Genomic DNA, 22,694 nt, shown 5'->3' on the forward strand with positions numbered 1-22,694 from the left:
AACGGCGCAACTTGCGTTGCGCCGTTCCTAAACTCTGGTGCCCAGGAGAGGACTCGAACCTCCACGGAGTTACCCGCTAGTACCTGAAACTAGTGCGTCTACCAATTCCGCCACCTGGGCAGGTGTGCGTGTACCGAAGCTGTAATTATTACGGGATCCAGCGATCCTGTCAACACTCTAGAAGAAAAAATTGAATCAACCGACTTATCCGATCCCGAGCCGCGAGGAAATCCTCGGTGTGCTACGCACGTCGGGTTCTCCGCTGTCTGCCACCGACATTGCCAAGACGTTGTCTGTCACGCGCAAGGAGCATGACGGCTTTATCAAGCGTCTGACCGCCATGGAGCGGGATGGTCAGATCGAACTCAACCGCAAGGGGCGCTACGAACTGGCGCACCAGCCCAATTTCATCGAGGGCCGCGTGATCGGCCATCGCGACGGCTTCGGCTTCTTCGTGCGCGATGATGGCGAGCCCGATATCTTCTTGCCCGAGCGCGAGATGCAGAAGGCCATGCACGGCGACCGCGCCCTGGTGCGTGCCGTCGGCTACGACCGCCGCGGGCGTTCGGAAGGGCAGATCGTCGAGATCCTGCAGCGGGCCAACAAGCGCGTCATCGGACGGTTGCTGTCGGAGAGCGGCACGCTTGTCGTGGCGCCCGAAGACAAGCGCCTGGGCCGCGACATCCTGATCGCGCCGAAGGGACAGGGCAAGGCCAAGGTCGGCCAAGTGGTGAGCGTCGAGATCCTGGAATATCCGGATCGCTACGTACAACCGATCGGCCGCGTGGTCGAAGTGCTGGGTGAGATTGACGACCCGGGCATGGAGATCGAAATCGCGGTGCGCAAGTACGGCGTGCCGCACGAGTTTTCCGAGCCGACGCAACGCGAGGCGGAAGCGCTGCCCGACGTGGTCCGCGACGCCGACCTGGCTGGCCGCATCGACTTGCGCGATGTGCCGTTGGTCACCATCGATGGTGAAGACGCACGCGATTTCGATGACGCTGTCTACGCAGAGCAGGTCAAGATCGGCCGCACCAAGGGCTGGCGTCTGATCGTGGCGATTGCCGACGTGTCGCATTACGTGCGGCCCGGACATCCGCTGGATGCAGACGCCATTGATCGCGCGACCTCGGTCTATTTCCCGCGCCGCGTGATCCCGATGCTGCCGGAGAAGCTCTCGAACGGCTTGTGTTCATTGAACCCGGAAGTGGACCGTCTGTGCATGGTCTGCGATGCGGTGATCACGGCCAAGGGCGAGATCAAGGCTTATCAGTTCTACCCGGCAGTGATGCACTCGAAGGCGCGCCTGACCTACAACGAGGTCTGGGCGATCCTGTCGAACGTGAAGGGTCCGGAGGCTGCCAAGCGTGCGCCGCTGGTGCCGCATCTGCAGGACCTGTACGAGCTGTATCAGACGCTGCTCAAGGCGCGCCGCGAGCGTGGCGCGATCGACTTCGACACCACCGAGACGTACATCGTGTGCAACGCGCAGGGCAAGATCGAGCAGATCCTGCCGCGCACCCGCAACGACGCGCACAGGCTGATCGAGGAGTGCATGCTGACGGCCAACGTCTGCGCGGCCGAGATGCTGGAGAAGTACAAACATCCGGCGCTGTACCGCGTCCACGCTGGCCCGACGGAAGAAAAGCTGCAGGCGCTGCGGGCCTTCCTGAAAACGAGCGGCTTGACCCTGGGCGGCGGCGACAAGCCGCAGGCGGCCGATTACGCCGAACTGATGGAAAAAGTGGCTGCGCGTCCTGACGCACCGATGCTGCAGACCATGCTGCTGCGCTCGATGCAGCAAGCGGTTTACAGCCCGGACAACATCGGCCACTTTGGCTTGGCGTATCAGGCATATGCGCACTTCACCAGCCCGATTCGCCGCTATCCGGACTTGCTGGTGCATCGTTCCATCAAGTCGATCCTGCATCGCACGCGCTATGTTCCGGCGCTGGCACCGGGCGTGCAATTGAATAGCGCGCTGTCGCCCAAAGCGCGCCGTTTGCAAGCCGAAGCCGAGAAAGGCGTGCCGGCAGCGGTCGTCAACAAGGCCAAGACAGAAGCGATCTGGAATGAACTGGGCGTGCACTGTTCGGCCAACGAGCGTCGCGCCGACGAAGCCTCGCGCGATGTCGAAGCCTGGCTCAAGTGCTATTTCATGCGCGACAAGCTCGGCAACGAGTTCTCGGGCACCGTCAGCGCGGTCACATCGTTCGGCATCTTTGTGCAACTGGATGAGCTGTACGTGGAAGGCTTGGTACACGTGACCGAGCTGGGCAGCGATTACTTCCAATACGACGAAGCCCGCAACGAACTGCGCGGCGAACGCACGGGTATCCGTTATCGCCTGACCGACCGCGTGCGCGTGCAGTTGCTGCGCGTGGATCTGGATGCCCGGAAGATGGATTTCCGCCTGATCCAGGAGCCTTCAACCAAGGCGCTGCGCCCGGCCAAGGTGACCGGCGCCCCAGAAGCCGCGACCGCGCGTCAGCCTGCAGGGCCAACGCCGGCACCGCCGGTTGGCCGCAAGAAGCCGCGCCAGTTGGCCGCATTGCTGGGCGGTACGGCCAAACCGGAGGAGTCTTTTGACGAGACGCTTGATCGCGTCATCGAAGAGCAGCCGGTGTTTGAGCCGGGAGGCCGTGCCGTGCCCCCGGGCCATGCCCACGCCAAGCCAGCGCGTAAGAAGCAGCCGGCGCGAGGCCCGAAGCCCAAGGGCAGCGCCAAGACTGCTGCGCCGCGCAAGACAGCAGGCAAGGCTCCGCGCAAGACCAAGGGACGTTAAACCGGTTAAAGCGGCCGGTGAGCGAGGGCAGACGGGTACAATCGCGCCATGTCTAAGTCCAAGCTCCTCATCGGCTTTCATGCCGTTACCGCCCGACTGCGCCACGGCGCCAAGTCGATCGACGAAATCTACTTCGAGGCCAACCGCCGCGACCGCCGCATGCAGGATTTCCTGAAAGCGGCGGAAGCAGCGGGCGTGCGTCTCATCCCCGCTGATGCCGACCGTCTGCGCGGCATTGCCGGGACCGACCGCCACCAGGGCGTGGTTGCCAAGGCAGAGTCGCTGTCGCTGGCGCTCAATCTTGATGAACTGCTCGACGGCATCGAAGGCACGCCGCTGCTGCTGGTGCTCGACGGTGTGACGGATCCGCATAACCTCGGTGCGTGCCTGCGCGTGGCAGATGCTGCCGGTGCGCATGCCGTGATTGCACCGAAGGACCGCAGCGTTGGGATCAACACGACGGTCGCCAAGGTGGCCAGCGGCGCGGCCGAAACCGTCCCGTACATCACGGTGACCAACCTGGCGCGCACGCTGCGCGAGTTGCAGGAGCGCGGCGTATGGGTGATTGGCACGGCTGACGAGGCCGAACAGGATCTCTACCAGGCGGACTTCAAGGGCCCCATCGCCATCGTGATGGGCGCCGAAGGTGAGGGCATGCGTCGTCTCACGCGCGAGACGTGCGACGCGCTGGTCAGCATTCCGATGGCCGGCAGCGTGGAAAGCCTGAACGTGTCGGTGGCCAGCGGCGTTTGCCTGTTTGAAGCTGTGCGCCAGCGTGCAGCGGCACCTGCCAGGAAGTAATGAGTATCGAACCCTCGGCCGCATTGGCCCAGGCCCGTGCCTGGGTCGAGGCCGCCCAGCGCGTTATGGTGCTGACGGGCGCTGGCGTCTCAGCAGAATCCGGCGTGCCTACCTTCCGTGATGCGCTGACTGGCCTGTGGTCGCGGTTCAACCCCGAAGACATGGCCACCGAGGCCGCGTACCGCAAGCACCCGCGCACGGTGTGGGACTGGTATCAGGAGCGCCGCGAGCGCGTGCTGCAGGCGCAGCCGAATCCCGCCCATCTGGCGATTGCCGCACTGGCCAAGCGCAAGAGGGTGACGCTCGTCACGCAGAACGTCGATGGTTTGCACCAGCGCGCCGGCAGCGAAGGGGTAATCGAACTGCACGGCAACCTGTTTGCCAACAAGTGGTTGGGTGGCTGCGGCAAATGCGATATCGCCACCGCCGAGCCGGGCAGGCCGCCGCGTTGTGCGACGTGCGGCGCGATGTTGCGCCCCGGTGTCGTTTGGTTTGGCGAGCAGTTGCCGCTCGTGGCGAACTACCGCGCTGAAGAGGCAGCCAACGCGTGTGACGTATGCCTGGTGGTTGGCACGTCCGGCATGGTGTATCCGGCGGCCGGGCTGCCGGGGTTGGCAAAGGACCACGGCGCCAAGGTGATCGTCGTGAATCCGGAGCCGAGCGCGCTGGATGCAACGGCCGACCTGGTGATCCACCAGCCGGCGGGCGTCTGCTTGCCCGCCATGCTGGAATAAGGCGCGGCGTTCTTCTTACGCTGCCACGCGCAGCGGCTCAATCAACGCTTCCAACTTGACCGCGTCCGCCGCAAACAGGCGGATGCCTTCGGCCAACTTTTCGGTGGCCATGGCATCGGCGTTCATGTGCCAGCGGAACGATTGCTCGTCAGCCGGCAGCCGCACGATGTTGGCGGCGTTGGCATTGTCCGGAGAGAGCTTGCGTTCGACGGGCGCGTCGGACTGCTGCAGCTGGGCGAGCAAATCGGGGCTGATGGTCAGGAGGTCGCAGCCGGCCAGTTCAACGATCTGCGAGATGTTGCGGAAGCTCGCGCCCATCACTTCGGTCGGGTAGTCGAACTTCTTGTAGTAGTTGTAGATGCGCAGGACGGACTGCACGCCGGGGTCGTTCGCGCCGCCTTGTGCGATCGGATCCCAGTTTGCGCCGGCGTCCTTCTTGTACCAGTCGTAGATACGGCCGACGAACGGCGAGATGAGCTGCACGCCCGCTTCCGCGCACGCCACCGCCTGGGCCAGCGAGAACAGCAGCGTCATGTTGCAGCGGATGCCTTCGGCGCGGAGTTGATCCGCCGCGCGGATGCCTTCCCACGTCGACGCAATCTTGATCAGCACGCGCTCGCGCGCCACGCCTCGCGCTTCGTACAGCGCAATCAAATGCTTGGCCTTGGCGACCGTCGCTTCGGTATCGAACGACAGGCGGGCATCGACCTCGGTCGACACACGGCCCGGGATGATCGACAGGATCTCGCAGCCGAATGCCACGAGCACGGCATCGATGATGTCCTCCACGCTGTCGCTGCGGGCGTCACGCACGGCTTGTTCCAGCAGCGGACGGTACTCGGCCTTCTGCACGGCCTTGAGAATCAGCGACGGATTGGTCGTCGCATCGTGCGGCGCGAAGGCGCGCATGGCCTGGAAATCGCCCGTGTCGGCGACGACGGTGGTGAACTGCTTGAGTTGATCGAGCTGAGTCATGAAGCGAGTCCGAAGTGCGTTCCAGCGTTGCGCTGGAGGTGGAAAGGTGAATCGATTGTACTCCGCAGGTTTGCCTCCGCCAGCCGGTCGAGAGCCATCGAATTGATCCGGTACACTACTGGGTTTTCCGATCCCGACCGAGTTTTTGCGATGACGCAGGATGAACTGAAGGCGCTGGTGGCGCAGGCCGCAGCAGATTACGTATTGGCCAACGTGCCCGAGGGCGCCGTGCTGGGTGTCGGCACCGGCTCGACCGCCAACCTGTTCATCGACGCCATGGCGCCGCACAAGGCGCGCTTTGCCGGCGCGGTGTCCAGTTCCGAAGCTTCGACGCGCCGCCTGCAGGGGCACGGCTTCACGGTGCTCGATCTGAATGAGGTCGATGCCATTCCCGTGTACGTGGACGGCGCTGACGAGATCGACGCCTCGGGCGCCATGATCAAGGGCGGCGGCGGTGCGCTCACACGCGAAAAGATCGTCGCGTCGGTCGCCAGCGTGTTTGTCTGCATCGCCGATGGCAGCAAGCTGGTTGAGACGATGGGTGCGTTCCCGTTGCCGGTGGAAGTGGTGCCGATGGCACGTGCGGCCGTGGCCCGCCAACTTGCTGGGCTGGGCGGTCAGCCGCGTTTGCGCATGACGAAGGAAGGCCAGATCTACAAGACCGATAACGGCAACGTGATCATCGACGTGGTGGGCCTGCGCATTGCCGATCCGAAGGGCCTGGAATCGATCGTCAACGATATTCCGGGCGTGGTGACAGTCGGCCTGTTTGCCAAGCGCGGCGCCAATGTGCTGCTGCTGGGGACCGAAGCGGGTGTGCAGCGTCGCGATTTCTGATCGCTGTTCGCGCATTGTCGAAAGGCTGCCCATGCAAATGGGCGGCTTTTTTTGTGGTCGTTGCGGCGCGTTGAGCCGGCATTGCCCAAACAAAAAGCCGTTCAGTTTTGCGCTGAACGGCTTTTTATTGGTAACGACAGATCAGGCCGAGGGCGGCGGCACGTAGCCGGCGGCCTCGTCTGCACCATCGCCAAAGAAGTACTTCTCGGTCTGCTTGAGCAGGTACTGGCGTGCGCGCGAGTCCGCCATGTTCAGGCGGTTTTCGTTGATCAGCATGGTCTGGTGCTTGAGCCAGCCGGCCCAGGCTTCCTTCGAGACGCTTTGCCAGAGTTTCTTGCCCAGTTCGCCGGGCAGGGGCGGGAAGTCGAGACCTTCGGCTTCCTTGTTGAGCTTGACGCAGTGGACCATGCGGGCCATGGGGATTCCTCTTGTGTGGCGGGAGCGCCGCTCGAGCGCGACGCAGGTGCCGCTATTGTAAAGGCCGCGCGCCGCCGGGCTAGGATTCCACGACGCGCGCCAAGGGTTTAGAGCTTCTTCATCAGCACCATCGATCGCCGCTGCCAGTTGTACAGCTTGCGGCGGTCTTCCGGCAGATCGTCCACGCTCGCGCGCACGAAGCCACGCTTGAGGAACCAGTGTTCCGTCCGAGTCGTGAGGACGAACAACCGCCTGAGGCCCAGCGCACGGGCGCGCACTTCTGTGTGCTTGAGCAGGCGCTCGCCGTCGCCGGTGCCCTGGCTGTCTGGGGAGACGATCAGGCAGGCCATTTCGGCCATGCCGTCCTTCGGGTACGGATACAGCGCGACACAGCCAAAGATGATGCCGTCGTGCTCGATGACCGAGAAGTTGGCGATGTCGCGCTCCAGCAGCCGGCGTTCGCGCGGCACCAGCGTGCCGTCTGCCTCGAGCGGTTCGATGAGCGAGACGATGCCTCCGACGTCGTCCAGCGTGGCCTCGCGCAGGTATTCCAGATCGGTGTGCGACACCATGGTGCCCACGCCGTCGTGCAGGAACAGCTCCAGCAGGATGCTGCCGTCCAGCGCAAACGGAATCACGTGTGCCCGGCGCACGCCGCCGCGCATCGCCTTGACGATGTGCTGCAGGTAATACGCCGTGTCGTGCGACAGGCTGCCGTCGCGCAGGCGTTCGATGGCGGTTTCCATCGACAGGTCTTGCTGCAGCTTGCCCACGCGGTCCATGATGCCGGGCAGCTCTGTGATGAAGATGAGCTTGTCGGCCTTGAGCGCGGTGGCGGTGTTGGCGGCCACGTCTTCCATCGACAGGTTGAACGCCTGGCCCGTGGGCGAAAAGCCTAGCGGCGAGAGCAGCACGATCTTGCGGTTGGACAGCGAGTGCTGGATCGACTCCGCATCGATCTTGCGCACCAGCCCCGTGTGCTGGAAGTCCACGCCGTTGACAATGCCCACCGGCCGCGCCGTCACGAAGTTGCCCGATACGACGGACATGCGTGCGCCAGCCATCGGCGTGTTCGGCAAACCTTGGCTGAAGGCGGCTTCGATATCCAGGCGCAGTTCGCCGGAAGCCTCCTTGGCGGATTCCAGCGCGGCTGCGTCCGTTACGCGTACGCCATCCACGAACTGGGTTTTCACGTTGCGCAGGGCAAGCTGTTCTTCCACCTGCGGGCGCGAGCCGTGCACGAGCACGATGCGCATGCCCATCGCATGCAACAGCGCGACGTCGTTGACGAGTGCGCCCAGCATGCCGGCCTGGACCAGCTCGCCGCCAAAGCCGATCACGAACGTCTTGTCGCGGAAGGAATGAATGTAAGGCGCCACCTCGCGCAGCCAGTCCACAAACTGCTGCTGTTCGGGCGTGGGCGGAATCGGCGCGACGTCGACTGGGGCGGGCGTGTGCGCCGCCAGCGAAACGCCGGAGGCGGGGGCGGAGGAGCGAGCGGTCACGGACGGAGGAGGAAAAGCGGCACGGGGCGCGGGCCGGCGTAGGAAAGATGCGCGGATTATAATCCCGCCCGATGTCAGATTCCCACGCCCAGCCGCCCCGGCCACGCCCGGCGGCGCCTTCCCCGAAATCGCCGAAAGACACGCCGCCGCCCGAGCGCAAGCCCGGCGGCAATGGTCGCTCGCAGCGCCGCCAAAAGCCCACGCCGGAAGAACTGGCCGCGGCGCTGGAGGCTCGCCGCGCACGTGCCAACCGCGTCGCCCCGATTACGTTTCCTGAAGCGCTGCCCGTGTCGGCCCGGCGCGACGAGATCGCCCAGGCCATCGCCGCCAACCAGGTGGTGATCGTCTCGGGCGAGACCGGCTCAGGCAAGACCACGCAGTTGCCGAAGATCTGCCTGTCGATCGGGCGAGGCATTGGCGCGGGCGGTACCGGCCTGATCGGCCATACGCAGCCGCGCCGGATTGCCGCAACGTCTACCGCCAAGCGCATCGCGCAGGAAATCGGCACGCCGGTGGGCGAGCACGTGGGCTTCCAGGTGCGCTTCAACGACACGCTGTCGGCGGGTGCATCGGTCAAGCTGATGACTGACGGCATCTTGCTGGCGGAGACGCAGAACGATCCGCTGCTGCGCGCCTACGACACGATCATCATTGACGAGGCGCATGAACGCAGCCTCAACATCGACTTCTTGATCGGCTATCTCAAGCAGCTTCTGCCGCGCCGCCCTGACCTGAAGGTGATCATCACCTCGGCGACCATCGACGCGCAGCGCTTTGCCGAGCACTTTGCGGGCCCCAAGGGGCCGGCGCCCGTCATTGAAGTCAGCGGCCGGTTGTATCCGGTCGAAGTGCGATACCGGCCGATTCAGCGCGACGAGAAAGACAAGGAGCGCGATCTTTACGAAGCCCTTGTCGATGCGGTGGACGAACTGGCCCGCGAAGGGTCGGGCGATGTGCTGATCTTCCTGCCGGGCGAGCGCGAGATTCGCGAGGCGGCCGAGGCGCTGCGCAAGCACCATCCGGCGCATACCGAGATCCTGCCGCTGTTTGCGCGCTTGTCCGTGCAGGAGCAGGAGCGTGTCTTCAAGCCATCCAATGCGCGCCGCATCGTGCTGGCAACCAACGTGGCCGAGACCTCGCTGACGGTGCCGGGCATTCGCTACGTGGTCGATACGGGGCTGGCGCGCGTCAAGCGCTATTCGTATCGCAACAAGGTCGAGCAACTGCAGATTGAGCCGGTATCGCAGGCTGCGGCCAACCAGCGCGCCGGTCGTTGCGGCCGGGTGGCCGATGGCGTGTGCATCCGCCTGTATGACGAGGCGGATTTCATCGCGCGGCCGCGTTTTACCGATCCGGAAATCCTGCGTTCGTCGCTGGCCGCGGTCATCCTGCGCATGAAAGCTCTGCGGCTGACGGAGGTCGAGCAGTTCCCCTTCATCGAGCCGCCGCTGGGTCGTGCGATTGCCGATGGCTATCAACTCTTGCAGGAACTCGGTGCTGTCGACGAGGAAAACGCGCTGACGCCGCTGGGCAAGCAGGTTGCCCGCCTGCCGCTGGACCCGCGCGTGGCGCGGATGATCCTGGCTGGCCGCGACCACCAGTGCCTGCGCGAGATGCTGATCATCGCGAGCGCCTTGTCTGTGCAAGACCCGCGCGAGCGTCCGCAAGAACTGCAACAGCAGGCTGATCAGGCGCATCGCCAGTTTGCCGATGAGAAATCGGAGTTCCTCGGCTGGGTGAAGCTGTGGAAGTGGTTTGAAGAGGCTGTCGCACACAAGAAGTCGAACAAGCAGCTGCAGGATCAGTGCCGCTCGCACTTCCTGTCGCACGTGCGGTTGCGAGAGTGGCGCGACGTGCATTCGCAGTTGCACACCACGGTGGCGGAGCAGGGCTGGAAACTCAATGACTCTGATCCGACGTATGAGCAGTTGCACCTGGCGCTGCTGACGGGGCTGCTCGGCAATATCGGTGTGCGTATTGAAGAGGCGGATGGGAAAGGCCGCGAATACCTCGGCGCGCGCGGTATCAAGTTCTTCCTCTGGCCGGGGTCGGTCATTGCGCGCAAGGCGGGCAAGTGGGTCGTGGGTGGCGAACTGATCGAGACCAGCCGCCTGTTCGGCCGCACGCTGGCACGCATCGAACCGGAATGGGTGGAGAAGGTCGGCGCGCACCTGTTGAAGGTGTCGTGGAGCGATCCGCACTGGGAAAAGAAGGCCGGGCAGGTGATGGCCTTTGAGCGCGGCACGTTGTACGGCCTGCCGGTCTATCAGCAGCGCCGTGTGCACTTCGGGCCGATGCAGCCGAAGGAAGCGCGCGAGATGTTCATCCGCCGCGCGCTGGTCGATGGCGAGTTCGAAACGCGTCTGCCGTTCTTCACGCACAACCAGCGCCTGGTGCGCGAGATCGAAAACCTCGAACACAAGTCACGCCGACAAGACGTGCTGGTGGACGACGAACTGATCTACGCGTTCTACGACAGCCAGATTCCGGCGGACATCTACAACACCGTATCGTTCGAGCGCTGGTATGCCGAAGCCGCCAGCGCGGGCGGCAAAAGCGGCCAGAAGCTGCTGTACCTGAATCGCGATGACCTGATGCGGCACGAAGCGGCCGGCATCACGACTGACCTGTTCCCGAAGGTGCTGCCCATTGCCGGTATCGACATGGGGCTGACGTACCACTTCGAGCCCGGCAGTCCGCGCGACGGCGTAACGCTTACCGTGCCGCTGTATGCGCTCAACCAGGTGCCCGTGCAGCGCACCGAATGGCTGGTGCCGGGCATGCTCAAGGAGAAGGTGCATCTGCTCCTGAAGAGCCTGCCGCAGAAGCTGCGTCGCCATTGCGTGCCGCTGCCGGACTACGCCGCCGGATTCGTCTCGCGCGTGCGGTTGGGCGATGGCGACCTGCTCGACCGCTTGATCGCCGACGTGCGCGAGCAGACCGGCATCGCGCTCAAGCGTGCCGATTTCAAGCTCGAAACGCTGCCCGCGCATCACTTCATGAATTTCAAGGTGATCGACGAGCACGGCCGCCAGCTCGACATGGGCCGCAATCTGGCCCAGTTGCGCGCGGAGCTGGGCGGACGCGCGCAGCAGACATTCCAGTCGATCGCCGCGCAGGACGCTTCCGTGGCCGGAATTCAGAGCGACAGTGCGAGGCCCGGCAAGGCGGCCAAGTCGGAAGCGCCGTCAAACGCCGCGCTTTACTCGGGCCTGACGACATGGAGCTTTGGCCAGTTGCCGGAACTGCTGGAGGTCCGCAAAGGCAACCAGACGCTGTTCGGGTATCCGGCACTCGTTGATGCCGGTGATCACTGCGATGTAGAAGTCTTCGATGATCCGGCGGAAGCCACGCGCATCCATCGCCTGGGCTTGCGGCGGTTGTTTGCAATTCAGCTGCGCGAGCCGTTGAAGTATCTGGAAAAGAACATCCCGGGCCTGTCGCAGATGGCGATCCAGTTCATGAACCTCGGCACGCAGGACGATTTGCGCGACCAGATCCTGGATGCCACGCTGGAGCGTGCCTGCCTGCAAGACCCGCTGCCCACCGATGACGCCAGCTTCGGTGCCCGCAAGGACGAAAGCCGCGCGCGCCTGACGTTGCTGGCACAGGAGATTGCGCGGCTGGTCGGCGCCATCCTTGCCGAATATGCGCAACTGCCGCGCAAGCTGCAGATCGCCAAGCCGTTTGCCGCCGCCACCGCCGATATCGACGCGCAGCTCAAGACGCTGATGCACAAGCGCTTTATCGAGGCGACGCCGTATGCGCAATTAACGCATTTCCCGCGTTACCTGAAGGGCATCGCCCTGCGCATCGACAAGCTCAAGGCTGACCCCGCCCGCGACACGCAGCGCATGCAGGAGATGGCGCCGCTCATCCAGCAATACCAACGCGCGGAAAAGGCCTTGCGTGTGCAAGGGCAGGGCGGTAACGACCCACGCATGGAGGAATTCCGCTGGATGCTGGAGGAGTTGCGCATCGCCCTGTTTGCACAGGAGCTGCGCACGCCGGTGCCGATGTCGGTCAAGCGGCTGCAGAAGGTGTGGGAATCAATGCAGCGATAGCTGGAATGCGTTGTCGGGAGCGGGGAAAGTTCCCGCTTTCTTTTTTTGATTTGTGTCAGCGATGGCGTAAATGCGAGCGTTAAAATGGCTGGCTAAGTTGCTGAATCTTCTCGATATGTCTGCCTTGCGCGCCTCGTTTGCCTCCCGTTGGTTTTCCACGCTTATCCTTTCGGCCGCTGCTTTGATGGCAGCGCATGCGGCGCGTGCTGAAGTCGTCACCGTGCTCAATTCGGGCGACGCAAGCGTCTCTTTGATCGATAAAGACACCCGCAAGGTGCTGGAGACGTTTCCGATCGGCAAGGAGCCGCACCACCTGATCGCCACGCCGGACGAAAAATCGTTGATCGTCGCCAACGCCGTCGGCAACGAGCTGGTATTCCTCGATCCCGTGACCGGCAAGATTCAGCAGCGTGTTCCGCACATCGACGACCCATACCAGATCGGCTTCTCGCCGGACCAGAAGTGGTTTCTGACGACCGGCAACCGTCTGGATCGCGTTGATATTTACCGTTGGGACGGCCACGCGCTGACCATCGCCAAGCAAATTCCGGCAGCCAAGACGCCCAGCCACATTGCCTTCACTGCCGACAGCAAGATCGCGTTCGTCACCCTGCAGGATTCCAACGAGGTGATGGCCATCGATTTGCCTACGCAGAACGTGATGTGGCGCATGACCATTGGCTCCGCGCCGGCCGGTGTGTGGGTCACGACCGATCAGAAATACCTGCTGGTGGGCATGACCGGCGCGGATTACGTCGAGGTGATCGACTGGCACAACCGCACCAGCGTCAAGCGCATCCCGACCGGCAAGGGCGCGCACAACTTCCGCGCGCTGGGCGACAAGCGTCACCTGTTCCTGTCGAACCGCGTGTCGGGCACGATCAGCATCATTGATCAGCAAACGCTGACCAAGGTGGGCGACATTACCGGCCTGCCGCCTGGCCCCGATGACATGGAATTGACCGCCGACGGCAAACAGCTGTGGGTGACCTGCCGCTGGGCCAAGCGCGTGGCGATCGTCGACGTGGCAAGCCGCAAGGTGGTGGAAGAGATCAAGGTGGGGCGCTCGCCCCATGGCATTTACTTCCGCACACGCGCTCCCCTGATTTGAGTATTGCGACGATGAAATCCGGCCTGTCGATGTTGCGCACGGTCGCTGCTGCGGCGGCGCTGGGTTTGTGCGCGTTGGCCACGGCTGCGCCCGGTGGGGTGAATGCCGGCGCGTGCAAAGGCACCGTCTATTTGACGTTCGACACAGGCAGCATGAGCCAGGCGCAGTTGATTGCCGACACGCTGCGCCGCCATCGCATCCACGCCACGTTCTTCCTTGCCAACGAGAAGACCATCCACGGCGACAGCACGCTGGATGACGGCTGGGCGCCGTATTGGAAATCGCTTGCTGCCGATGGTCACGCCTTCGGTACGCACACCTTCGACCACGTCTACTACAAGGGCGAGGCGGGCGTGGGCAAGGTCCGCTTCCGCCCGCAGTTTGGCGAGCAGGGCGGCCGTAATGTCGTGTGGGGCGAGCCTGAATTCTGTGCGGAACTGAAACACAGCGCCGAGCGCTTCAAGGCCATGACCGGTCAGCCGATGGACCCGCTGTGGCGCGCGCCGGGTGGGCATCTTTCGGCAACGACCGAGGCCTGGGCCAAGCAATGCGGGTTTGCCCACGTGGCATGGGCGTCCGCCGGTTTTCTGGGCGATGAGTTGCCGTCCGAGCGTTACCCGAACGATGCGCTGTTGCAGAAGGCACTGTCCAGTCTGCGCGACGGCGACATCACCATGGCGCATCTGGGCATCTGGTCGCGTAAGGATGCGTGGGCGCCAGCGGATCTGGAGCCGCTGATCACCGGTCTGGAGCGCAAGGGTTTCTGCTTTGCCACGCTGCGCGATCATCCGCAGTACAAAGCCTGGTTTGCTGCTCACTCGGCACACACGGCGGCCCGCTGACATGTTTGACTGGATTGCCGACACCTTCACGCTAGCCCAGGATGTGCTCTTCCAGCACGTCGTGATGCCGATCACCTATGCCATCGGCCTGGGTGGTTACGTTGAAGATGCGTACCCCGGCACCGAATGGCTGCTGATGGGGTTGGTGCAGATTGCTGTGCTGCTGTTGATCTTCCGCCCGCTGGAGCGCTGGCGCCCGGTGGAGCCGATGCACGACCGCAAGGCCGTGCGCGCCGACATCTTCTACACGCTGTTTCACCGCCTGGGATTCTTTCCGCTGCTGTTGTTCTTCACGCTGCAGCCGCTGATCGACCACCTCGACGGCAAGCTGCGCTTCTGGGGCTGGGCGCATTTGAACGTTGAAGACTGGTGGCCAGGCGTCACGTCGGTTTCCATCGTCAGCTTTCTGATCTATCTGGTGATGTTCGACTTGCTCGACTACTGGTACCACCGCCTCTCACACAAATTTCACTGGTGGTGGAACCTGCATTCGCTGCATCACAGCCAGCAACAGATGACGCTGTGGTCTGATGACCGCAACCACATCCTCGACGATGTGCTGCGCGGCGCGGTGTTTGCCGTTGCGGCACTGGTCATTGGGGTAGAGCCCTCGCAGTACGTGCTGCTGGTCGCCATTTCGCAGTTGCTGCAAAGCCTGCAGCACGCCAACGTGCGGTTGCATTTTGGCTGGCTGGGCGACCGGCTGCTGATCTCGCCGCGCTTTCATCGGATGCATCACGCCATCGGGCTGGGGCATGAGGTGCCGGGGAAGCCCGGCGTGCTGGGTGGCTGCAATTTTGGCGTGCTGTTCCCGTGGTGGGACATGCTGTTCGGCACCGCCATCTTCTCGCCGGAGTACCACGCCACCGGTATCCGCGATCAACTTCCCGCACCGCAAGGGCGCTCGCGAGACTACGGACGCGGCGTGCTGCGTCAGCAGTGGCTCGGCCTCAAGCGCTTGCTCGGCCGAGCGTAAAGCGCACGTGCGGCGGCGCCAGCGTCGTTTCTGCGCGCTGTGCTAGGCTGTTCGCTCCCTGAATTCCCGATTTCTGCATGAACGACCTGATTCGCTCATTTGGCCGGGCGCTGCTCTCGCAACTGCATCCGCGCATGCTGTTCCTGACCGTCATGCCGTTCGTCGTGGCTGTCGTTGTCTGGGGCGGGGTGCTGTATTTCGGCTGGGATGCCATGAACGGCATGGCCCGCAACGCCGTGGAAGGCTGGGCCTTCATGGGCTGGATCAAGAGCGGCCTCAACGCCATCGGCATGGCCGGGTTGTGGTCGGCCATCGCGCCGCTGCTGGTGATCACCTTGCTGGTGCCGGTGATTGTCGTGTCGATCCTGGTGCTGGTGAGCGTGGCGTCCGTGCCGGTGGTCATGCGTTTTCTTGATCGCAGCTATCCACAGTTGGAGCGTCGCAAGGGCGGCTCGGTGTTGGGCAGCCTGACGCATGCGCTGCTATGCACGCTTGTGGTCATCCTGGTGGCCGTCGTCACGCTGCCGCTGTGGCTGATTCCCCCGTTTTTTGCACTGATTCCACCCTTGTTGTGGGGGTGGCTCACGTACCGGTTGATGACGTACGACGCGTTGGCTGACCACGCGACGGTCGAAGAGCGTCGTGCGATCATGCAGCGCTACCGGCTGCCGCTTCTGGGTATCGGCGTGGCCGTTGGCATGTTGGGCTCGGCGCCCACGCTGCTGTGGGTATCGTCGGTGGTGACGATTGTGCTGTTCCCGATCATCGCCATCGCCGTCATCTGGCTGTACGTGCTGATCTTCATTTTCTCGGCGCTGTGGTTCGGCCATTTCTGCTTGCGCGCACTCACGCGCCTTCGTGCTGAAGCGCCGCCTGCGCGCATGGTCGAGGCCATCGAGATCGAGGTCACTACGATTGAATTGCCTCGCGAATAATTAGAAACCATCGGAACTGACATGGCTTTCGGCATGATCATCATCGGCGACGAGATTCTCTCCGGCCGCCGCGAAGACAAGCACCTGCGCAAGCTGATCGAAGTGCTCGGCGAGCGTGGCCTGGCGTTGGAGTGGGCCGAGTATGTCGGCGATCAGCCCGCGCGCATCACCAGCGTACTCAAGCGGACCTTCGCCAGCGACGACGTGGTGTTCTGCACTGGCGGCATCGGCGCAACACCCGATGACCATACGCGCCAATGCGCCGCTGCTGCGCTGGGCGTGCCATTGGAGCTGCATCCGGAAGCGCGCGAGCAGATCACGTTGCGCATTTCAGAGTCGGCCAACGGTGACCCGGTCAAGGCCGATGTCTCCACGCCTGAAAACCAGCACCGCTTCAAGATGGGTGAATTTCCGCGGGGCGCGCGCATCATCCCGAACAGCTACAACCGTATCCCCGGATTCTCGGTGGCGCATCACCATTTCATGCCGGGTTTTCCGGTGATGGCGTGGCCGATGATGGAGTGGGTGCTTGACACCTATTACGCCGATCAATTCCACCGCGCGCCGCGTGAGGAGCGCTCGTTCCTGGTGTTCGGCTTGCCGGAGTCGCGGCTCACGCCGCTGATGGAGCGCATCGAAGCTGAGTTCGATGGGGTGAAAGTCTTCAGTCTGCCCAGTGTGGGCGATGCAGCGCGCGGCGAGCGCTATGCCCGCTCGCACATCGACCTGGGCGTTAAGGGCTCACCGGACGCTGTGGCGCGCGCCTATCTGTTGTTGCGAGAGGGCGCGTTGGCGCTGGGTGGCGAGATTTTCGAGGCGGACGCCCCTGCGGCGTCCTGACGCCCAGCAGCGTGCCTCAGGCGCCGTGCCAGGGCAGGCCCCGGAAGCACCAGCCTTCCACGGTCTTGCGATGGCCTTCGGTGTCTTTGGCGCCCTCAAAGCCTTCCAGCACATCCATCGCTGCCGCATAGCCTGCTTGCGCAGCCGCTGCCGCCGCGTGCTTGGAGCGCGCAGCGCTGCGGCACAGGAAGAGCACCGGCGCATCTTTTGGAACGGCAGCTTCCAGCGCGCTCAGAAAGTTGGTGTTGCGTACGCCGCCCGGATACTGATTCCATTCCACATGCACGAACTGGCTTGGCGAGATGTCCGGTGTGCCGACCCAGTCGAGCTCGGCGCGCGTGCGCACGTCCACTAGACGAGCCTGCGGGTCGGCGGCCAATAGGGCGGCAGCCTCTTGCGGCGACAGTGCGCCGAAGTACGGCAGTTGGTCTGCCTCGCGGCGGGCGGCAGCAGCCTCGAGCAGGGACTCGCGGGTCAGCGTGGTGGCAGTCATGGTGGGCAGGAGCGAGTGAAAGGGTAAATGACCATTTTAGCGCCGCCGTCACATGGCGCGGGTGAAAATCCCCGAGATGGTGCGCGCACAGTCTTTGTGCACACAAATAGTGCTGCTTGGGGTGATATGCACTGTTTGTGTGCGTTGACTATGCTGCTTGGACAGCCTTAGCTCCTTCAGCGGGGCAGCGCGAACATGGGGCCGGCCGGATTGGCGGGACGCGCGCACCGTGTCAGGCATGGGCTGGCGCGGCGCTGCACTGTTTGCGGGAGTGCATGCCCGATGTCGGACCGGAATTGGCATAGTTTCTGCTAAGATTCCCGCGGTCTTTTTCGGGGGCGTCCGTTCATGTCGGACGACCTTGCTGGAAAGAAGATGTTTCGGAGTGAGGACGAATTGCGGCCGATGTGCAGCGATCCGTCACACAACCGGCTCACAATACTTTGCGTTATTGCGCTACCAGGAGAATGGCATGTCCCAAAGCATTGCAGACGTGATGAAGCTCGTGAAGGAAAACGACGTCAAGTTCGTCGATTTCCGCTTCACCGATACCAAGGGTAAGGAGCAGCACGTCTCGGTCCCCGTTTCGCACTTCGACGAAGACAAGTTCGAAAGCGGCCACGCTTTCGACGGCTCGTCGATCGCCGGCTGGAAGGGCATCGAAGCGTCGGACATGCTGCTCGTGCCGGATGCAAACACCGCGCACGTCGACCCGTTCTACGAAGAGCCGACCCTGGTCCTGACCTGCGACGTGGTCGAGCCGTCGGACGGCAAGGGCTACGACCGCGACCCGCGCTCGATCGCCAAGCGTGCTGAGGCCTACCTGAAGAGCACCGGCCTGGGTGACACCGCCTACTTTGGCCCGGAACCCGAATTCTTCATCTTCGACGGCGTGACCTGGAACATCGACATGCAGGGTTGCTTCGTGAAGATCGATTCCGAAGAAGCTCCGTGGTCGTCGGGCAAGGAGTTCGAGCACGGCAATTCGGGTCACCGTCCGGGCAAGAAGGGCGGCTACTTCCCGGTTGCTCCGATCGACACGTTCCAAGACATGCGCTCGGAAATGTGCCTGATCCTGGAATCGCTGGGCATTCCGGTTGAAGTGCATCACCACGAAGTGGCAGGCCAAGGCCAGAACGAAATCGGCACGAAGTTCAGCACGCTGGTGCAACGCGCCGACTGGACCCAACTGCAAAAGTACGTGATCCAGAACGTCGCACACACCTACGGCAAGACCGCAACGTTCATGCCGAAGCCGGTCGTGGGCGACAACGGTTCGGGCATGCACGTTCACCAGTCGATCTGGAAGGACGGCCAGAACCTGTTCGCAGGCAACGGCTACGCCGGTCTGTCGGAATTCGCGCTGTACTACATCGGCGGCATCATCAAGCACGCTCGCGCGCTGAACGCCATCACTAACCCGGGTACGAACTCGTACAAGCGTCTGGTGCCGGGCTTCGAAGCTCCGGTCAAGCTGGCTTACTCGGCACGCAACCGCTCGGCTTCGATCCGTATTCCGTACGTTGCGAACCCGAAGGGTCGTCGTATCGAAACGCGCTTCCCGGATCCGCTGATGAACCCGTACCTGGGCTTCTCGGCACTGATGATGGCCGGTCTGGATGGCGTGCAGAACAAGATCCACCCGGGCGAAGCCGCAGACAAGAACCTGTACGACCTGCCGCCGGAAGAAGACGCAAAGATCCCGACCGTGTGCTCGAGCCTGGATCAGGCCCTCGAGTACCTGGACAAGGATCGCGAGTTCCTGACCCGCGGTGGTGTGTTCTCCAACGCCATGCTGGACGCCTACATCGAACTGAAGATGGAAGAAGTCACGCGCTTCCGCATGACGACGCACCCGCTCGAGTTCGAGATGTACTACTCGCTGTAATCTGTGAGCGCCCCGGGCAATGTGTCGGGGCGAAGAGACGGTTGTGAGAGGAAGGGCGGCGCAGGTCGCCCTTCCTTTTTATGAGCGGAGTTTTGTGGCTAGAATGAGCGTCCGCCGGACTCCGGCGCCCGATCGACGTATCCGCCAGGTTCCATTCATGTTCCGTCCTTCCCCACGCATCGCATCCGGACTGTTTGCCGCGGCTGCGGCGGTGTTTGCCACGCTGTCCGTGCAGGCGCCCGCGTACGCCGATGATGTCTATCTGTGCACCGGCCCGAACGGCGTGCCGGAGTACCGCAACAGCGGCAACGTGAAAGGCTGCAAGAAGTTGACGCTGCCCGATGTGGTGACCGTCCCCGGTACACGCAGCCCGCGCAGTGCAGGAGCCGCGCCCGCACCGGCTCAAAACAATGCAGGCGGCGGTTTCCCCCGCGTGGACAACGCCACGCAGAAGGCACGTGATGGCGAACGCCGCCAGGTGCTGGAGGCCGAGCTGGCAGACGAGGAGCGCAAGCTCCAGGCGTTGAAGACCGAATACAACAACGGTCAGCCCGAGCGCCAGGGCAACGAACGTAACTATCAGAAGTATCTGGACCGCACCGCGCAGTTGAAGGGCGACATCGAGCGCAGCCAGGCCAATGTCGATTCCATCCGCCGGGAGCTGGGCAACCTCAAGGACTAGATGAACCATGCGTCGACTGATCCGCAAAGCGGCACGCCGCGATGAACAGGAACAGACGACGCCATCCGCGCCGTCAGCCTCCGCCGCCGGGCTGGAAGTCTCCGTAGGCGAGCCCATCGACGGGCCGCCGCTGATTCCGTTCTCACATGGTGCACCGCCGTCGTTCCCTGGGCTCGATGCGGTGCCCAATCCCATCCTCTTCGTCCGCCATCCGGCGCTGACGGTTTTCTACGCCAATCCTGCCGCTGAAGCCGCACTGGCCGTGTCCCGCCGCCAGTTGGTGGAGATGTCGCTGTACGAGCTGTTTGCCGATCCGTCGGAGCTGGCCGAGATGATCGCCACCGTGGCAGCGCGTCAGTTCGACGCCAAGCGGCGCGACGTGTCGCTCGACCGTGTGGGTCATGAGCCGCTGCACGCGCACGCCGTGGTGGGGGCGCTCGACTTTGCGCCCGGTTCGGTGCTGCTTGAGCTGCTGCCCAACGAGCAGAAGATCCGCAGCGAGCGAGAAGAGCGTCTGCTCGACCTGACCTCCGCCAACAAAGAACTGATCCGCAACCTTGCGCATGAGATCAAGAACCCGTTGGGCGGCATTCGCGGCGCGGCCCAGTTGCTGGAGTTCGAGCTGCCCGAGCGCTCGCTGCGCGAGTACACACAGGTGATCATCAAGGAATCCGACCGGTTGCAGACGCTGGTCGACCGCCTGCTGGAGCCGCACCGGCATCCGCATATCGTGGGCGATGTGAACATCCACGAGGTGCTGGAGCGTGTGCGCTCGGTGGTGCTGGCGGAATTTCCGCAGGGCTTGCGGATCGTGCGCGACTACGACGCGAGCCTGCCGGAATTCCGAGGCGACAAGGAGCAGCTCATCCAGGCCGTGCTCAACATCGTTCACAACGCGGCGCATGCGCTGGGCCCTCGCATTGCGCAGGGCGACGGCGAAATCATTCTGCGCACCCGTGTGGCACGCAAAGTTACGATTGCAAAACGTCTTTACAAGCTGGCATTGGACTTGCATGTAGTGGACAACGGTCCTGGTATCCCGGACGACATCCGCGAGCGAATCTTCTTCCCGCTGGTGTCCGGAAGGGAGGGGGGAAGTGGGCTGGGCCTGACACTCGCGCAGACGTTCGTGCAGCAGCACGATGGTCTGATCGAATGCGAGAGCAGGCCGGGTCAAACGGATTTCCGCATTCTCGTGCCGCTGCACTGAAGCGTCGCAGCTTCAACAACGCAGCACGAGTCGGCCCAGGCGAGACGAAGTCAAGCAGACGAACCAACACATGAAGCCAATCTGGATAGTCGACGACGATCAATCCATCCGCTGGGTCCTTGAGAAGGCGCTGGCGCGTGAGAGCCTGCTCTCGCGCAGCTTTACCAACGTGCGCGATGCGCTCAACGCGCTCGACGAAGAAACGCCGCAAGTCCTGATTTCCGACGTCCGCATGCCGGGCGGCTCGGGGCTGGATCTTCTGCAGGCCATCAAGGCCAAGCACCCTGGGCTGCCGGTCATCATCATGACCGCGTATTCGGATCTGGACAGCGCCGTGGCGGCGTTCCAGGGTGGCGCGTTTGAATACCTCGCCAAGCCGTTCGACGTGGATCGCGCGGTCGAGCTGATCCGCCGCGCGCTGGAAGAGAGCCTGCGCGAAGAGGAAATCGACGATCGCCTGAGCGATGCGCCTGAGATTCTCGGTCAGGCGCCGGCCATGCAGGACGTGTTCCGCGCGATTGGGCGGCTGTCGCAGTCCAACGTGACGGTGCTGATCACCGGCGAATCGGGCACGGGTAAGGAACTGGTGGCGCGGGCGCTCCATAAGCACAGCCCGCGCGCGAGCGGCCCCTTCATCGCGCTGAATACGGCGGCGATTCCGAAAGACCTGCTCGAATCCGAGCTGTTCGGCCATGAGCGTGGCGCCTTCACTGGCGCACAGACCATGCGCCGCGGTCGCTTCGAACAAGCCGAGGGAGGCACGCTGTTCCTCGACGAAATCGGCGACATGCCGTTCGATCTGCAAACGCGGTTGCTGCGCGTGCTGTCGGATGGGCATTTCTATCGTGTGGGGGGTCACAACCCGCTCAAGGCCAACGTTCGCGTCATCGCGGCCACGCACCAGAATCTTGAAACGCGCGTCAAGGACGGTCTGTTCCGTGAGGACTTGTTTCACCGCCTGAACGTGATCCGTCTGCGCTTGCCGGCGCTGCGTGAACGCCCGGAAGACATCACGCTGCTGGCACGCCATTTCCTGCAGAAGAGCGCCAAGGAGCTGGGTGTGGAGCCCAAGCGTATGTCGGATGATGCGCTGGCGCATATCGCTACGCTGCCGTTCCCGGGCAACGTGCGACAACTGGAAAACCTCTGCAACTGGCTGACCGTGATGGCGCCGGCGCAGACCATCGAAGCCAAGGACTTGCCCGCCGACCTGGTGCGGGGCAATGCGCAGATGCTGCCGGCCATGGGCGACGCCCCGGCGCGCCAGGCATTCATTGGCGAGCCGTCGCATGGTGCCGAACCGTACGGTGTTACGCCGTCGGTCGATACGTTGCTCTCAACCGCTTCAGTGGGCGCATCCATCGCCGCAGGGTGGGAGCGTGCGCTCGCGGGTGAGGCCAAGGCCATGCTTGAAGCGGGCCAGCCTGACGTGATGGACGCGCTTACGCGTCGCTTCGAAAAGGCGATTCTGGAGGCTGCGCTTGGTGTCACGCGCGGGCGCCGCGTCGAGGCGGCAACGCGCCTGGGCATCGGCCGCAACACCATCACACGCAAATTGCAGGAGCTTGGCTTCGACTGACGCGCTGTCAGCAGGGCCAG

18 protein-coding genes and 1 tRNA gene are annotated in these 22,694 nt (G+C 63.5%); 14 read left to right on the forward strand and 5 right to left on the reverse strand.

What is annotated here, in order from left to right; all coding sequences use genetic code 11:
- Nucleotides 1-35: 35 nt before the first annotated feature.
- Nucleotides 36-120 (reverse strand) — tRNA-Leu (locus ACU8YE_RS02750).
- A 70-nt stretch (nt 121-190) separates the two neighbouring features.
- Here ACU8YE_RS02750 and rnr point away from each other — a divergent pair.
- The 3 genes from rnr to ACU8YE_RS02765 are packed head-to-tail and all read left to right on the forward strand — an operon-like array spanning nt 191 to nt 4,320.
- Nucleotides 191-2,785, forward strand: a complete 2,595-nt coding sequence (gene rnr / locus ACU8YE_RS02755) for a ribonuclease R (RefSeq protein WP_446928045.1) — start codon at nt 191-193, stop codon at nt 2,783-2,785.
- Between the two features lie 48 nt (nt 2,786-2,833).
- Nucleotides 2,834-3,586, forward strand: coding sequence for a 23S rRNA (guanosine(2251)-2'-O)-methyltransferase RlmB (rlmB, locus tag ACU8YE_RS02760; protein WP_322016535.1), 753 nt, complete (start codon nt 2,834-2,836; stop codon nt 3,584-3,586).
- A complete protein-coding gene (locus ACU8YE_RS02765) occupies nt 3,586-4,320 on the forward strand; it encodes an SIR2 family NAD-dependent protein deacylase (RefSeq protein WP_446928046.1) in 735 nt (244 codons plus the stop codon). The genes rlmB and ACU8YE_RS02765 overlap by 1 nt, the downstream gene beginning before the upstream one ends.
- Before the next feature lie 15 nt (nt 4,321-4,335).
- Here the strand turns inward: ACU8YE_RS02765 and tal are convergent, their stop codons facing one another.
- Nucleotides 4,336-5,295: a transaldolase gene (tal, locus tag ACU8YE_RS02770; RefSeq protein WP_232042522.1), complete on the reverse strand. Its 960-nt coding sequence runs from the start codon at nt 5,293-5,295 to the stop codon at nt 4,336-4,338.
- Between the two features lie 150 nt (nt 5,296-5,445).
- On the opposite strand from tal, the gene rpiA reads away from it, so the two are divergent.
- Nucleotides 5,446-6,132 (forward strand): ribose-5-phosphate isomerase RpiA, encoded by a 687-nt coding sequence (rpiA, locus tag ACU8YE_RS02775; RefSeq protein ID WP_316868821.1) that lies wholly within the window; start codon nt 5,446-5,448, stop codon nt 6,130-6,132.
- 141 nt (nt 6,133-6,273) lie between these two features.
- On the opposite strand, the gene ACU8YE_RS02780 is transcribed toward rpiA, so the two are convergent.
- Entirely contained in the window at nt 6,274-6,549 is a 276-nt protein-coding gene (locus ACU8YE_RS02780) for an oxidative damage protection protein (RefSeq protein WP_004626344.1), read from the reverse strand.
- A gap of 107 nt (nt 6,550-6,656) precedes the next feature.
- A complete protein-coding gene (gene argA, locus ACU8YE_RS02785) occupies nt 6,657-8,054 on the reverse strand; it encodes an amino-acid N-acetyltransferase (RefSeq protein WP_446928047.1) in 1,398 nt (465 codons plus the stop codon).
- 71 nt (nt 8,055-8,125) lie between these two features.
- Here argA and hrpA point away from each other — a divergent pair, with 71 nt between their 5' ends.
- The 6 genes from hrpA (at nt 8,126) to ACU8YE_RS02815 (ending at nt 16,822) form a co-directional block, all read left to right on the forward strand.
- Nucleotides 8,126-12,118 (forward strand): ATP-dependent RNA helicase HrpA, encoded by a 3,993-nt coding sequence (gene hrpA, locus ACU8YE_RS02790; RefSeq protein WP_446928048.1) that lies wholly within the window; start codon nt 8,126-8,128, stop codon nt 12,116-12,118.
- Nucleotides 12,119-12,233: 115 nt separating this feature from the next.
- Nucleotides 12,234-13,229, forward strand: a complete 996-nt coding sequence (locus ACU8YE_RS02795; protein ID WP_446928049.1) for a YVTN family beta-propeller repeat protein — start codon at nt 12,234-12,236, stop codon at nt 13,227-13,229.
- Between the two features lie 11 nt (nt 13,230-13,240).
- On the forward strand, nt 13,241-14,071 hold the full coding sequence (locus ACU8YE_RS02800; protein WP_414560537.1) for a polysaccharide deacetylase family protein: 831 nt from the start codon (nt 13,241-13,243) through the stop codon (nt 14,069-14,071).
- A 1-nt stretch (nt 14,072) separates the two neighbouring features.
- Entirely contained in the window at nt 14,073-15,047 is a 975-nt protein-coding gene (locus ACU8YE_RS02805; protein WP_414560538.1) for a sterol desaturase family protein, read from the forward strand.
- 77 nt (nt 15,048-15,124) lie between these two features.
- Nucleotides 15,125-15,982 (forward strand): EI24 domain-containing protein, encoded by an 858-nt coding sequence (locus ACU8YE_RS02810; RefSeq protein ID WP_446928050.1) that lies wholly within the window; start codon nt 15,125-15,127, stop codon nt 15,980-15,982.
- Nucleotides 15,983-16,003: 21 nt separating this feature from the next.
- On the forward strand, nt 16,004-16,822 hold the full coding sequence (locus tag ACU8YE_RS02815; protein WP_440475853.1) for a competence/damage-inducible protein A: 819 nt from the start codon (nt 16,004-16,006) through the stop codon (nt 16,820-16,822).
- Between the two features lie 16 nt (nt 16,823-16,838).
- Here ACU8YE_RS02815 and ACU8YE_RS02820 read toward each other — a convergent pair whose 3' ends face one another.
- Nucleotides 16,839-17,315 (reverse strand): rhodanese-like domain-containing protein, encoded by a 477-nt coding sequence (locus tag ACU8YE_RS02820; protein WP_232042530.1) that lies wholly within the window; start codon nt 17,313-17,315, stop codon nt 16,839-16,841.
- Nucleotides 17,316-17,787: 472 nt separating this feature from the next.
- Here ACU8YE_RS02820 and ACU8YE_RS02825 point away from each other — a divergent pair, with 472 nt between their 5' ends.
- From ACU8YE_RS02825 to ntrC, 4 genes are all read left to right on the forward strand, one after another.
- On the forward strand, nt 17,788-19,203 hold the full coding sequence (locus tag ACU8YE_RS02825) for a 3-hydroxylaminophenol mutase (protein ID WP_232042531.1): 1,416 nt from the start codon (nt 17,788-17,790) through the stop codon (nt 19,201-19,203).
- A 157-nt stretch (nt 19,204-19,360) separates the two neighbouring features.
- On the forward strand, nt 19,361-19,885 hold the full coding sequence (locus ACU8YE_RS02830) for a DUF4124 domain-containing protein (protein ID WP_260802631.1): 525 nt from the start codon (nt 19,361-19,363) through the stop codon (nt 19,883-19,885).
- 7 nt (nt 19,886-19,892) lie between these two features.
- Complete coding sequence (gene glnL / locus ACU8YE_RS02835) at nt 19,893-21,095, forward strand: nitrogen regulation protein NR(II) (protein WP_446928051.1); 1,203 nt, start codon at nt 19,893-19,895, stop codon at nt 21,093-21,095.
- Nucleotides 21,096-21,165: 70 nt separating this feature from the next.
- On the forward strand, nt 21,166-22,674 hold the full coding sequence (gene ntrC, locus ACU8YE_RS02840; RefSeq protein ID WP_322016543.1) for a nitrogen regulation protein NR(I): 1,509 nt from the start codon (nt 21,166-21,168) through the stop codon (nt 22,672-22,674).
- Nucleotides 22,675-22,694 lie beyond the last annotated feature (20 nt).

This window comes from Ralstonia sp. VS2407, assembly GCF_052950655.1.

Excerpts from the sequence above, each read along its gene's own strand:
- rlmB (WP_322016535.1), top strand. The coding sequence starts at position 2,834 with ATGTCTAAGTCCAAGCTCCTCATCGGCTTTCATGCCGTTACCGCCCGA.
- ACU8YE_RS02765 (WP_446928046.1), top strand. The coding sequence starts at position 3,586 with ATGAGTATCGAACCCTCGGCCGCATTGGCCCAGGCCCGTGCCTGGGTC.
- tal (WP_232042522.1), bottom strand. The coding sequence starts at position 5,295 with ATGACTCAGCTCGATCAACTCAAGCAGTTCACCACCGTCGTCGCCGAC.
- rpiA (WP_316868821.1), top strand. The coding sequence starts at position 5,446 with ATGACGCAGGATGAACTGAAGGCGCTGGTGGCGCAGGCCGCAGCAGAT.
- ACU8YE_RS02780 (WP_004626344.1), bottom strand. The coding sequence starts at position 6,549 with ATGGCCCGCATGGTCCACTGCGTCAAGCTCAACAAGGAAGCCGAAGGT.
- hrpA (WP_446928048.1), top strand. The coding sequence starts at position 8,126 with ATGTCAGATTCCCACGCCCAGCCGCCCCGGCCACGCCCGGCGGCGCCT.
- ACU8YE_RS02795 (WP_446928049.1), top strand. The coding sequence starts at position 12,234 with ATGTCTGCCTTGCGCGCCTCGTTTGCCTCCCGTTGGTTTTCCACGCTT.
- ACU8YE_RS02800 (WP_414560537.1), top strand. The coding sequence starts at position 13,241 with ATGAAATCCGGCCTGTCGATGTTGCGCACGGTCGCTGCTGCGGCGGCG.
- ACU8YE_RS02805 (WP_414560538.1), top strand. The coding sequence starts at position 14,073 with ATGTTTGACTGGATTGCCGACACCTTCACGCTAGCCCAGGATGTGCTC.
- ACU8YE_RS02810 (WP_446928050.1), top strand. The coding sequence starts at position 15,125 with ATGAACGACCTGATTCGCTCATTTGGCCGGGCGCTGCTCTCGCAACTG.
- ACU8YE_RS02815 (WP_440475853.1), top strand. The coding sequence starts at position 16,004 with ATGGCTTTCGGCATGATCATCATCGGCGACGAGATTCTCTCCGGCCGC.
- ACU8YE_RS02820 (WP_232042530.1), bottom strand. The coding sequence starts at position 17,315 with ATGACTGCCACCACGCTGACCCGCGAGTCCCTGCTCGAGGCTGCTGCC.
- ACU8YE_RS02825 (WP_232042531.1), top strand. The coding sequence starts at position 17,788 with ATGTCCCAAAGCATTGCAGACGTGATGAAGCTCGTGAAGGAAAACGAC.
- ACU8YE_RS02830 (WP_260802631.1), top strand. The coding sequence starts at position 19,361 with ATGTTCCGTCCTTCCCCACGCATCGCATCCGGACTGTTTGCCGCGGCT.
- glnL (WP_446928051.1), top strand. The coding sequence starts at position 19,893 with ATGCGTCGACTGATCCGCAAAGCGGCACGCCGCGATGAACAGGAACAG.
- ntrC (WP_322016543.1), top strand. The coding sequence starts at position 21,166 with ATGAAGCCAATCTGGATAGTCGACGACGATCAATCCATCCGCTGGGTC.